Genomic DNA, 11,644 nt, shown 5'->3' with positions numbered 1-11,644 from the left:
CCTCATGCAGCGTCGCTGGCGCGAAGGGTGAGGTCATCCGCTGGAGAGGGCAGTGTGACGAACGTGAGTGATACCGGAACGGTCCTGATCGTCGACGACGAGCCGCGAAACCTGAGGTTGCTCCGCGACAACCTCTCGGGCTGGGGGTTCGAGATCGCGGCCGCGACGAACGGCCTGCGAGCCATCCAGCTCGCGAAGGAAGTGGCGCCGGATCTCATCTTGCTGGACGTCTGATGGGCACGGCGGCGGCGCTTCGGCTGCTCGGCGCGACGACGGTGATCACCGGCCTGCGTCCCGAGCTGGCGCAAACGCTCGTCTCGCTCGAGATCGATCTCAGCACCGTGGTCACCCGGGGGACGCTCCGGAGCGGCATCGACTACGCGCTGCGACAGGTCCGCTGACGCCGTCTTGCCAGCGCGCCTGCGGGGCCGCGCGGGTGAGTCGGCGTACGGCGGCGCACGATGAATCGAACTCATGACAGTCACTCTGTGCGACCACGTAGCCAGGGCACCGCCAGCGAGTTGGCCATGACGGCGCGACCGCTCGACCGCTTTTTTGTTGTTAATCGTATTTATTTTACATAGCTTGAAAGCGTGCTGCCATCATGCTGTCTGCGCCGTTTCCTGGCTGTCAGCGCAGGTGCTACGGCCATGTCCCTCGCCGCCGCTCTCCCCGCGGCGGCCGCCACGCCGTTCACGACATTTGAATCGGGCCAGGTCCGCCCCCTGGCCCTGTCGGCGAACGGCAAGCTGCTCTTCGCGGTGAACACGCCCGACAACCGGCTGGAGATCTTCCGCGTCGAAGCCCATCGCTTGCAGCTCAAGGCGTCTGTGCCCGTGGGGCTCGAGCCGGTCGCCGTGGCTGCCCGGGGCGACGATGAAGTCTGGGTGGTGAACCACCTGTCCGATAGCGTGAGCGTGGTCGACGTTCGGGACCCCGCCCGGGCGCGCGTCGTCCGCACGCTGCTCGTGGGCGATGAGCCGCGCGACATCGTATTCGCCGGGCCGCAGCGCTCGCGGGCCTTCATCACCGCGGCCCACCGCGGGCAGAACGCCCCCTTCGATCCGCAGCTCTTGACGCCCGGCGTGGGGCGCGCGGACGTCTGGGTGTTCGACGCGAGGCGGCCCGGGACGTCGCTCGGCGGCACGCCGCTCTCCATCGTGACGCTCTTCAGCGACACGCCGCGCGCGCTCGCGGTGACGCCGGACGGCAGCCGGGTCTACGCCGCCGCCTTCCACTCGGGCAACCGCACGACCGTCATCGACGAGAGCCTCGTGCCGAACGGCGGGGAGGCCGCGGGCGGACTGCCCGGGCCCGACACCAACTTCGAGGGAGTCCCCCGGCCGGAGGTCGGGCTCATTCTCAAGTTCGACGGGGCCCACTGGGTCGACGAGCTGGGTCGCCCCTGGGACGACGCGGTGCGCCTCTCGCTGCCCGACAAGGACGTCTTCGTCATCGACGCGCTCGCCAACCCGCCGCGCCAGGTGGACGGGCCAGGCGGCTTCTTCACGGGCGTTGGGACCGTCCTGTTCAACATGGTCGTGAACCCGGTGAACGGGAAGGTCTATGTGTCCAACACCGACGCCCGGAACGAGGAGCGCTTCGAGGGGCCGGGCATCTTCGCCGGCCACAGCGTGCGCGGCCACCTGCACGAGAGCAGGATCACCGTGCTCGATCCGGGCGGCGTCGCCCCGAGGCACCTCAACAAACACATCGATTACAGCACCTGCTGCGCGCCGGTGCCGAACGACGAGAGCAAGAAGAGCCTGGCGCAACCGCTGCAGATGGCCGTGACGCGCAACGGCGCGACCCTCTATGTCGCGGCGCTCGGCTCGGACAAGATCGGCGTCTTCGACACCGCGAAGCTCGAGAACGACACGTTCGTGCCCAGCGCCGCGAACCAGATCCGCGTCCCTGGAGGCGGGCCGACCGGCCTCGTCCTCGATGAAGACAGGCAGCGGCTCTACGTGCTCGCGCGCTTCGATAACGCGATCTCGGTCATCGACACCCGGACCCGCCGCGAGGTCGCGCACGTGCCGATGCACAACCCGGAGCCTCCGAGCGTCGTCCGGGGGCGCCGCGTCCTCTATGACGCGTCGCGGAGCTCGAGCCACGGCGACTCGTCCTGCGCGAGCTGCCATATCTTCGGCGATTTCGACAGCCTCTCCTGGGACCTCGGGAACCCGGACGGCACCGCGCTGGAGAACCCGGGGCCGTTCTGTACCGATCTCTTCGGCCAGGATACGAGCTTGCACCCGATGAAGGGGCCGATGACGACCCAGAGCCTGCGCGGCATGGCGAACCACGGGCCGATGCACTGGCGCGGCGACCGCACGGGCGGCCATGATGCGCCCACGTCCCAGCCGGACAGCGGGGTCTTCGATGAGCGGGCGGCGTTCAAGAAATTCAGCGTATCGTTCGTCGATCTGCTCGGGCGAGACGAGACGATCCCGGAGGAGGAGATGGACGATTTCACGGACTTCATCCTCCAGGTCACGTATCCACCCAACCCCATCCGCGCGCTCGACGACTCGCTCACGCCCGATCAGAGCGCGGGGCGCGACTTCTTCGGGGGGCCCGTGTCGAGCATCCTCGGCGCCTCGTGCATCGGGTGCCACGCCGTCGATCCCGACGCCAACCCCGACGACTTCGCGCCGGGCTTCTTCGGCAGCGACGGCGGATCGGCCAACGCCAACGAGACCCAGCTCTTCAAGGTCCCGCACCTGCGCAATCAGTACCAGAAGGTCGGGATGTTCGGCATGGCGGAGTCGTTCGTGTTCCCGTTCGGCGGCTCCAACGCGCACATGGGCGACCAGGTCCGCGGCTTTGGCTTTCTCCACGACGGCGCCGTCGATACGCTCGTCCGCTTCAACGCGTTCTCCGATTTCGTCCAGACGCCGGAGAACCCCGGCGGCTTCCCCGTCGACCCCGAGGGGGAGCTCCTGAAGCGTCAGGTGGCGGAGTACATGCTGGCGCTGGAGTCGAACCTGAAGCCCATCGTGGGCCAGCAGATCACGCTCACGCCGTCGAACGCGGCGGTGGCCGGCCCGCGCGTCGATCTGCTCGTGGCGCGCGCCGACGCCGGCGACTGTGATCTCGTGGTCAAGGGCTGGTCACATGGGGACGAGCTGGGCTTTCTGTACACCGGCAATGGCCGTTTCGACGCCGACCGCGCGCGCGCGCCGCGGCGGTGGGACGGCGAGCTCCGCTGGCTGGCCACGAGAGGCGGCGGCGAGCTGACCTATACCTGCGTGCCGCGCGGGTCGGGCGAGCGCATCGGCGTCGACCGCGACGGCGACGGCTTCCGCGACGGTGACGAGCGGGACGCCGGCAGCGACCCGGCCGACCCGGAGAGCGTTCCGCGACGGGGACCGCACGGACCGTCCCCGTGGCCGCATCGCTGAGCGGAACGATCGCGCCTGCGCGCTCACCGCCCATCGACCGGTGAGCTACCGCGGACAGGTGCTTCCCTGACAGCAATGCTTCCGCAGCGCTGGTGATCCGTTGCTGCCCTCGCAGCACGTCGCGGGGCAGGGGAGGGGCGGCGCTTCGATCTCCGCCGCTGCGCCCGTGGCTCCGGCGCCGGGCACGGCGCTTGCGCTCTGGGCGTGGAGATCGCGCGTGGAGATCGCGCGTGATGAGCGCGTGGTGATCGCGTGCGGCGGTCGCGCGGCGACGTGCCCGCGCGCGCACGTGAAGGACCGAGACCGAGGACACCCCATGAGCGACAATCAGCGGAAGATCCGTTTGGGCGCCTTTTTGCCTGGCGCAGGACACCACGTGGCGGCCTGGCGGCACCCGCAGGCGCAGGCGGACGGAGGCATCAACTTCGCGCATTACAAGCGCATTGCGCAGGCGGCGGAGCGGGCCAAGTTCGACGCCGTGTTCCTGGCGGACGGGCTCGCCTTGCAGAACCGGCCCGGAGCGCAGGGGCGCACCGCTTATGGGGCCAGCTTCGAGCCGGTCACCTTGTTCTCCGCGCTCGCGGTCGTCACCGAGCGCATCGGCTTCATCGCCACCGCGTCCACCACGTACGAGGAGCCTTACCTGCTGGCCCGCAAGTTCGCCTCGCTCGACCATATCAGCCAGGGGCGGGCAGGCTGGAACGTGGTCACCACCGGCGGGGGCGAGGCGGCGGGGAACTTCGGGCTCGACGCCCACCCCGACCACGCGCAGCGCTACGTCCGGGCGCGCGAGTTCGTCGACGTGGTCACCGGCCTGTGGGACAGCTGGGAGGACGACGCCTTCCTCCGCGACAAGGCGTCCGGGGCTTACTACGATCCGGCAAAGCTGCACACGCTCGATCACAAGGGGAAGTTCTTCTCCGTTCGAGGGCCGCTCAACATCCCGCGTCCACCGCAGGGACACCCGGTGATCGTGCAGGCGGGATCGTCGGAGGCGGGCAGGGAGCTCGCGGCCGAGACCGCCGAGGTGATCTTCACGGCGCAGCAGACGTTGGAAGACGCGCAGGCCTTCTACGCCGACGTCAAAGGCCGGATGGCCAAGTATGGGCGGCACCCCGACCAGCTGAAGATCATGCCGGGGGTGTTCCCCGTGGTCGCCAGGACGGAGTCGGAGGCCAGGGCGAAGTACCAGGAGCTGCAGGACCTCATCCTGCCGGAGGTCGGGCTGTCGCTGCTCTCGGGCCTGTCGGGCGGGGTCGATCTGTCCGCGTATCCTGTGGACGGGCCGCTCCCCGAGCTGCCCGAGACCAACAACAACAAGAGCCGGCAAGCGCTGATGTTCGACATCGCGCGCAAGCGCAATCTCTCCATCCGGGAGCTCTACCTCTGGGTGGCTGGGGCGCGCGGGCACTGGACGATCGTGGGCTCGGTGGAGCAGATCGCGGATCAGCTGGAGGCGTGGTTCACCCAGGGCGGCGCCGACGGGTTCAACGTGATGCCGCCGTGGCTCCCGGGCGGGCTGGACGACTTCGTCGAGCTGGTGATCCCGGAGCTGCGGCGGCGGGGGTTGTTCCGAACGGAGTACGAGGGCCGCACGCTGCGGGAGAACCTTGGGCTGGCGCGGCCGGTGAACCGCCACGCGGCCAGCGCGAAGCCGCGGGCGTCGGCGGCCTGAAGGCGCCGCTTCCGTCCCGAGGGGGCGCCTGACCGCGCGACACCGCGCCGGCGCGCCTCACCGCGTCACGCGCTCTCCCCCGGCCGGCACGGCGGCTCGATGTACGGCGCGAGGTAGCGACAGACCGCCTTCTTCGCCTCCTCGACGTAGAGCGCGCCCTGCTGCTCGTCCCGCTGAGCGGCGAGGGCGAGCAGCGTCGAGGCCATATACAGCGCGCTCTGCGCAACGACGCGCCGCTCGGCGGGCGCGAGCGCGGGCGTCAGCGGCGAGAGGATCGCCTCGACGCGCGCCGAGAACTCGTCCCCCCACGCCGCGGCCGTCGAGAGCAGCGCGCCGGACAGCTGCACGCCGAACCACAGCTCCCGGTAGCCGGGCTCCGTCCGGTAGAACGCCGCGAGCGCGTCGAGCCAGCGCTCGGTGAGCTCCCGCCACGAGCCCGGCGGCGCCTCCGCGAGCGCCGCCTCGGTGCGCGCCCGTAGCCGCTCCAGATAACGCCCCGTCAGCGCGTGGAGCACGGCCTCCTTGTTCGGGAAGAACTCGTAGACCGAGCCGATGGACGTCCGCGCCCGCGCCGCGATGGCGTTCGTGGTGACCGCGTCGAGCCCGCGCGACGCGAGCAGCGCCGCCGTCGCGTCGAGGATCCGCTCCTTGCGCCGCTGGCTCCTCGCCTGAAGCGGCACCCGGCGGGGCGCGGTCGACGGCGGCTTCTTGCGCTTCGTGGCCATGCGCCGAGCGTACTTGACAACCTGAGCAAAAGCTCGACTATATCCGAGTGAAAGCTCAACTTCTGGAGCGCCTCGACCAGATCGGGCAGATCGAGCCGCCTCGCGCGGCGCCGGCCGGCGTTACGCCGGTCGTTGAGACCGCCGGGCGAGCGGGCGCGCCTCGCCTTGGCTGGCCGGGGCTCGCCGCGGTCTCCGCAGCGACGCTCGCCTACGCCGCGTACCCGCTTGCTGCGGCGGATCGCGCCCTCGGCCTCGCCTGCTTCGGCGTCGGGCTCGCCTCCCTGCTCGCCGTGGCGCGCGCGCCGGACCGGGCGGCGCTCCACGCCCCGCTCCTCGCGGTGCTCACGCTCGCGCCCGCGGCGGTGGGGCTCGCCGCGCCGTGGCCGCTCTCCCTGGCCGCCCCGCTCGTCGTGCTCGCGCTACTCGCGCGCGCCGTGCCGGCGCTCCGGTCGTCGATGCCGCCGCTGCGGCGCGGAGCGTTCGGGCCCGCGGTCCTCGGCTGGATCGCGGCGGTCGTCCTCGTCTCCGCGCTCGCGCTCGTGCTCTGGGTCCGGCTGATGCGGCCCGATCTGTCGCAGATGCGGGCCCTGCTCCCGCCCGTCTCGCTGCCGCTGTTGCTCCTCGGCGGCCTGGGGTTCGCGCTCTTCAACGCGCTCCTCGAGGAGGCGGTCTTCCGCCTGGTGTTCCTCGGATCGCTGGACGCCGTGACGACCTCCGGCTGGACGGCAGTGCTCGTCCAGGCGGTTGCCTTCGGGCTCCTCCACCTGAGCGGCTTCCCGAGCGGGGTCGTCGGCGTCGGCCTGGCGGCGATCTACGCCGTGATGCTCGGCGTGCTCCGGCGCCGCGCGGGCGGCCTCCTCGCGCCGTACGTGGCGCACGTCGCCGCCGATCTCACCATCTTCGCGCTGCTGCTGACCTGGACGCGGTGACCCGCGGCTCCGTCGCTCCGCCGGCGGGTGCGGCGGAGAAGCAGGACGCCTGGCTGCCTGCTCAGGCCGTTCGGAGCCCTTGCCGCTGACGGGCGGCGGAGTAGCGTCCGTGAGGGCACGCCGCCCTGCCCGAGGCACCATGAGCATCCAGGTCCCCATCGGCATCGACGACTTCCGCCGGCTCCGCGAGCTGGGGCTCGAGTATGTCGACAAGTCGCACCTGATCCAGGAGCTCGTCGACAGGCCGGGCACCGAGGTCGTCCTGCTCCCGCGCCCGCGGCGCTTCGGCAAGACGCTCAACCTTTCCATGCTGCGCTGTTTCTTTGAGCGGCACGCGCAGGATCTCTCACCGCTGTTTCGTGATCTTCGGATCTGGCAGGCCGGCGAACAGTACCGCACGCACTTCCAGCGCTACCCGGTGCTCCACCTGACCTTCAAGGGTGTGAAGGCCGAGAGCTTCGATGCGTTCTGGGAGGGGGTGCAAGACAGGATCGCGCGCCTCTTCGACGAGCACCGTGACCTGCTCGGCAGCGGCGCGCTGAGCGAGCGTGAGGCCCGGCGGTATCGCGAAGTCCTCGACGGCACGGCCGGCAGGATCGCGTACGAGACAGCGCTGCTCGACCTGTCGAGCTATCTCCACCGCTCCCACGGTGAGCGCGTGGTCATCCTCCTCGACGAGTATGACGAGCCCCTCCACGCCGGGTATCTCCACGGCTACGCCGCGCAGGTCATCGGCTTCTTCCGCGCGTTCCTTACCGAGGGCCTCAAGGGCAATCCGCACCTGTTCAAGGCGGTGCTCACGGGCGTGGCCAGGGAGAGCATCTTTTCAGGTCTCAACAACGTGGCTGTCTACTCGCTGCTCGCGCCGGAGTTCGACACCTGCTTCGGGTTCACGGAGCCCGAGGTCGAGTCGCTGCTCACGAGGTCTGGCCGGCTCGAGCGGCTCCCGTCGCTGCGCGCCTGGTACAACGGGTATCTCTTCGGCGACACCGTCGTCTACAACCCGTGGAGCGTCCTGAACTTCCTCTCCCGCGAAGACGGCGCGCCGCAGCCCTACTGGGTGAACACGAGCTCGAACGATCTGGTGCGGGAGCAGCTCGAGCGGCGCGCGCTCGCGCTCGAGCCGGCGTTCGCGACGCTGCTCGACGGCGGCAGCATCGAGCGCGTGCTCGACGAGAGCGTGCCGCTCGGGGAGCTCGACCGGAGCGACGAGGTGCTGTGGAGCCTCCTCGTCCTCACGGGGTATCTCAGGGCCGAGAAGCGCTCGCGGGGACCAATGGAGCAGCCTTCGCACCTGCTCTCGATCCCGAACCGCGAGGTCCGGGGCGTGTACACGACGATCTTCCGGCGGTGCGTTGAGCTGCGTGCGGCGAGCGTCCCTTTCGCCGTGTCGCCATGAAGCTCAGGTGCGCTGGAGCAGGGCGCACCTTCGTGCGCCCCAGCGATGTTCAGCTCACCCGCAGCCGCTCGCGCCGGCCGGCTCTCCCGCCGCCGCGCGCAGGCGCTCCTTGATGTCGTCGGACAGGCACATCCGCGAGACCATGTCCTCGAACGTGTCGCGCCGCCGGATCAGCCGGCTCTTCCCGCCGTCGACGAGCACCTCGGCCGGCCGCAGCCGGCCGTTGTAGTCGTAGCTCATCACGTGGCCATACGCGCCCGCGTCCATCAGGACGACCACGTCCCCCTCGGCGACGTCCGCGGGGAACTCGCGCTCCGCGATCCACATATCCGTGTTCTCACAGACCTGGCCCGTCATCGCCATCGGGGCCGTCTGGCCGCGGCGGCCGTTGATCCGGACCTCGTGGTAAGCGCCGTACATCACCGGGCGCGCCATCGTGTTCATCGAGATGTCCGTGCCGATGATCGTCTTGTATCCCTGCTTGATCGAGATCACCCGCCCGAGCACGTAGCCCGCGTCCCCGACGAAGTAGCGCCCCGGCTCCATGACGAGGCGCGGCTCCTTCAGGCCGTGCTCCGCGCACTTCTTCCGGACCATCGCGGCGATCCCGCGGGCGACGGCCTCCACGTCGAGCGGCGGCTGCTCCCGCCGGTAGGGGATGCCGAGCCCGCCGCCGATGTCCACGAACGCGAGGTCGAAGCCGAGCTTCCGGGCCACCGGGCCGATCAGGTCGAGCAGCTTGCCCGTGACGTGCGCGAAGTTCTCCGGCTTGTTCGCCTGCGAGTGAGGCATCATGTGCACCCCGAGCCGCTCGACCCCGTTCTCGAGCGCGGTGCGATAGGCCTCCTCCACGTGGCGCGGGTGGATCCCGAACTTCGCGGACGGGCCCGCGAACGGCTTCAGATCGGGGGTCGCGATGTCCTCGCCGCTCGGGTTGATCCGGAACGACATACAGCGCGGCTTCCCGAGCGAGAACAGGCGCTTCAGGATGCCGTGATCGTCCACGTTGAAGTTCACCCCGGCGCGCAGCCCCGCGGCCAGGTCCTCGTCCGAGAGGCTGTTGCCCGTGTAGATGATCCGCTCGCCCGACAGCCCGAGCGCCTGCGCCAGGCGGATCTCGTTCGGGCTCGCGGCGTCCACGCCCGAGCCCTCGTCGACCAGGAGCTTCGCTATCTCCAGGTTGTTGCACGCCTTGATGGCATAGAAGACGGACACCTCCGGGTAATTGCCGCGCAGCGCCCGCGTGAGTCGACGGAAGTTCTCCCGGATGCGCTCGGCATCGTAGGCATAGAGCGGTGTTCCGTATTGCTCCGCGAGGTCGCGGACCGAAATGCCCCCGATCTTGATCTCTGCCTCTTGCATACTCCTCGTGGCGTCAACGCTTCAACTTTGAGAGACAACCTGAAGAAACCGTTCGCAATTCCGCGGCACAGCCTACCATGTGCCCCTGGCGGCCGGAAGGGGCGCGCCCTGCCTCGGGGTCCAGGAAGGCCGCCGGTACCCGCGCCCGCGCCGCGCCTCCCAGGCGCGCTCGCCCGGAGCGCCTCGCGCGCGGCTACTTCGCGGGGTCCCGGCTGGTGAACAGGTGCCGCCAGAGCGCGCCGAGCCCGCCCACGAAGAGCGAGCCCTGGCGCTGGTCGATGTCCTCGACAGCGGCGGGGTCGAACGGCAGCTGGTCCGGGTCGATCACCTCGAGCAGGGCGCGCTCGTCCGCCGTGGGCGAGGGGTGGAGCCGCAACCGGCACGAGCTCCCAGGCGTGCGCGGCCCGGTCGCCGGGCTCGCCAGCGCGTCGAGGCAAGCGACGAGGTCGTCCACCCGATCGAAGTCGGCGTCCCCCAGGTGCTCGCCGATGAGCGACGCGCGCACCGCGCGGATCGAGCGGCCCAGCGCGTCGTCGGGGTCGTCGGTCTCGACCGAGGCGTTGATCTCCGTGTCGATCGAGAGGCTGCGGTTCGTCAGGTTGGCGGAGCCCACGGTGAGGAAGCGGTCGTCGACGATCATCACCTTCGAGTGGATGTACGTGGCGCGCTCGGCGGTCTCGTCCTCGCCGCACGCCGGCAGGGTGTAGTAGACGCCGAGGCGATGGCCTGTCTCGGCCGCCACGTCGCGCAGCCCGCCGAGCACCTTGGCCTGGGAGAGGCCGACGGCGATCTGCTCCTTCATCGTCTCGGCCTCCATGTTGAGCACGAGCACAACGTCGAGGAGCGGCCGGCCCTCAGCGCGCATCCGCCGCGCGAACGCCTCCGCGATGACGTGAGAGCTGAAGTACTGGGTCTCGATGTAGATGAAGCGCTCCGCGGCGTCGATGGCGTCGAGGAAGAGGTCGCGTATCTCCGTGCGGTGCGGGACGCCGGTGGGGGCGCCGTGCGGATCGGTGCGGCTCAGCGTGACGCGCGCCGTCGCGAGCGGGATGCCGCCCTCGGGCCGGTAGTCGGGGAACGTCGCCTCGACCTCGTCGAGGTCCGGCAGCGTCATGTCCACGCCGCCCGCGCGCCGCCAGCGATCCGTGAAGATCTCGGTCAGCGCCCGCGCCACCGCGCGGCCGCGCAGGTAGGCTTGTACGTCGTGAAACGGCTTGTGCGGCTCTCCTCGGCTGACGCGGAGCGGGTTCTTGTTGGCGTGGCTGCGGTCGTCCCAGCGGTGGTCGCAGAGGTCGAGGCCGCCGAGGAACGAGAGCTCGCCGTCCACCACCACGAACTTCTGGTGGTGCGAGGCGCGCTCGACGTGGGTGGCGTCGAAGAGGAAGCGCAGGCGATGGTTCGTCCACTCGAAGACGAGCTGCTGGAGCCACTCGCGCTCGAGCGCGAACACGAGGTGGAAGTCCCACGCGAGGATGAAGATCTGGAGATCGGGGCTCTGCTCGCAGAGGTGGTTCAGGAACTTGAGCAGCGTGATCGGGCTCGACACCTGCTCCTCCCTCCCGCCCCGGAGCAGGGCGACGTCGCTGTCGAACTGCCAGCCGGCGAGGAGCAAATACCGCCGCGCCCTGGCCGCGACCCGGTAGAACTCGGGGTAATACTCGTCGGCGTCGACCAGCAGGCCGATGTCGTCCACCGGGGTGTCGCACCACGTGTGGCGGCGAGGATCGATGATCTTCCGTGCGCTCCTCATCGCGATCGCGCGCCTACGGCTTCAGGTGCTCCTCGATGAGCCGCTTCAGGCCCGCGACGTCGGGCCGGCTCCCGCTCGCTTCGCCGATGACGGCGAGCCGCTCCGCCTCGTCGCGCGAGAGAGCGGGGCATATCCACTCCAGCAACGCTGCCCAGTCCGGCGCGCCGTCGCAGCTATAGCAGTCATCGGGGATCGGCGTATTGTCGGGGAAATTCCGGAAAACCAGGTACGGCATCACATCTACCTTCGTGCCGGGATCGCGGTCGCGTCGTCCTTGCATCGTCACCGCGGCGCGCGCTCGCGCGCGTCCGCCGAGCGCTCGCCACCCCGGCTATGGCGCCGGCGGAGCCAGGGAGCAAGCGTGCCCGGGGCCGCTCCGCCGGCGGGCCGCGCCCCGAGT

General features: G+C 70.1%; 10 protein-coding genes. 6 read left to right on the top strand and 4 right to left on the bottom strand.

What is annotated here, in order from left to right:
* Positions 1 to 54 precede the first annotated feature (54 nt).
* From WMF39_RS30600 to WMF39_RS30585, 4 genes are all read left to right on the top strand, one after another.
* The gene (locus tag WMF39_RS30600) at positions 55 to 234 is read left to right on the top strand and encodes a response regulator (protein WP_437740029.1); all 180 of its coding nucleotides are present in this window, start codon (positions 55 to 57) and stop codon (positions 232 to 234) included.
* A complete protein-coding gene (locus WMF39_RS30595; protein WP_437740028.1) occupies positions 234 to 401 on the top strand; it encodes a hypothetical protein in 168 nt (55 codons plus the stop codon). The genes WMF39_RS30600 and WMF39_RS30595 overlap by 1 nt, the downstream gene beginning before the upstream one ends.
* A 249-nt stretch (positions 402 to 650) precedes the next feature.
* Positions 651 to 3,404, top strand: coding sequence for a beta-propeller fold lactonase family protein (locus WMF39_RS30590; protein WP_437740027.1), 2,754 nt, complete (start codon positions 651 to 653; stop codon positions 3,402 to 3,404).
* Positions 3,405 to 3,720: 316 nt separating this feature from the next.
* Entirely contained in the window at positions 3,721 to 5,079 is a 1,359-nt protein-coding gene (locus WMF39_RS30585; protein WP_437740026.1) for an LLM class flavin-dependent oxidoreductase, read from the top strand.
* Between the two features lie 65 nt (positions 5,080 to 5,144).
* On the opposite strand, the gene WMF39_RS30580 is transcribed toward WMF39_RS30585, so the two are convergent.
* Positions 5,145 to 5,804: a TetR/AcrR family transcriptional regulator gene (locus WMF39_RS30580; RefSeq protein WP_437740025.1), complete on the bottom strand. Its 660-nt coding sequence runs from the start codon at positions 5,802 to 5,804 to the stop codon at positions 5,145 to 5,147.
* Positions 5,805 to 5,851: 47 nt separating this feature from the next.
* Here WMF39_RS30580 and WMF39_RS30575 point away from each other — a divergent pair, with 47 nt between their 5' ends.
* A complete protein-coding gene (locus WMF39_RS30575; RefSeq protein ID WP_437740024.1) occupies positions 5,852 to 6,733 on the top strand; it encodes a CPBP family intramembrane glutamic endopeptidase in 882 nt (293 codons plus the stop codon).
* Between the two features lie 139 nt (positions 6,734 to 6,872).
* The gene (locus WMF39_RS30570; protein WP_437740023.1) at positions 6,873 to 8,132 is read left to right on the top strand and encodes an AAA family ATPase; all 1,260 of its coding nucleotides are present in this window, start codon (positions 6,873 to 6,875) and stop codon (positions 8,130 to 8,132) included.
* A 54-nt stretch (positions 8,133 to 8,186) separates the two neighbouring features.
* Here WMF39_RS30570 and lysA read toward each other — a convergent pair whose 3' ends face one another.
* From lysA to WMF39_RS30555, 3 genes are all read right to left on the bottom strand, one after another.
* Positions 8,187 to 9,494, bottom strand: a complete 1,308-nt coding sequence (lysA, locus tag WMF39_RS30565; protein ID WP_437740022.1) for a diaminopimelate decarboxylase — start codon at positions 9,492 to 9,494, stop codon at positions 8,187 to 8,189.
* Positions 9,495 to 9,687: 193 nt separating this feature from the next.
* Positions 9,688 to 11,244 (bottom strand): phospholipase D-like domain-containing protein, encoded by a 1,557-nt coding sequence (locus tag WMF39_RS30560; protein WP_437740021.1) that lies wholly within the window; start codon positions 11,242 to 11,244, stop codon positions 9,688 to 9,690.
* Between the two features lie 13 nt (positions 11,245 to 11,257).
* Positions 11,258 to 11,479: a hypothetical protein gene (locus WMF39_RS30555; protein ID WP_437740020.1), complete on the bottom strand. Its 222-nt coding sequence runs from the start codon at positions 11,477 to 11,479 to the stop codon at positions 11,258 to 11,260.
* Positions 11,480 to 11,644: the final 165 nt, after the last annotated feature.

The organism is Sorangium sp. So ce1504 (assembly GCF_051521635.1).
Classification (GTDB): Bacteria; Myxococcota_A; Polyangia; order Polyangiales; family Polyangiaceae; genus Sorangium; species Sorangium cellulosum_B.
Note: the sequence above shows the minus strand (reverse complement) of the source record. Positions and strands in the feature narration are given on the sequence as shown.

What these genes read in the sequence shown, in the direction of transcription:
- WMF39_RS30560 (WP_437740021.1), bottom strand. Translation starts at nt 11,244, where the DNA reads ATGAGGAGCGCACGGAAGATCATCGATCCTCGCCGCCACACGTGGTGC.
- WMF39_RS30555 (WP_437740020.1), bottom strand. Translation starts at nt 11,479, where the DNA reads ATGCCGTACCTGGTTTTCCGGAATTTCCCCGACAATACGCCGATCCCC.
- lysA (WP_437740022.1), bottom strand. Translation starts at nt 9,494, where the DNA reads ATGCAAGAGGCAGAGATCAAGATCGGGGGCATTTCGGTCCGCGACCTC.
- WMF39_RS30570 (WP_437740023.1), top strand. Translation starts at nt 6,873, where the DNA reads ATGAGCATCCAGGTCCCCATCGGCATCGACGACTTCCGCCGGCTCCGC.
- WMF39_RS30595 (WP_437740028.1), top strand. Translation starts at nt 234, where the DNA reads ATGGGCACGGCGGCGGCGCTTCGGCTGCTCGGCGCGACGACGGTGATC.
- WMF39_RS30590 (WP_437740027.1), top strand. Translation starts at nt 651, where the DNA reads ATGTCCCTCGCCGCCGCTCTCCCCGCGGCGGCCGCCACGCCGTTCACG.
- WMF39_RS30585 (WP_437740026.1), top strand. Translation starts at nt 3,721, where the DNA reads ATGAGCGACAATCAGCGGAAGATCCGTTTGGGCGCCTTTTTGCCTGGC.
- WMF39_RS30580 (WP_437740025.1), bottom strand. Translation starts at nt 5,804, where the DNA reads ATGGCCACGAAGCGCAAGAAGCCGCCGTCGACCGCGCCCCGCCGGGTG.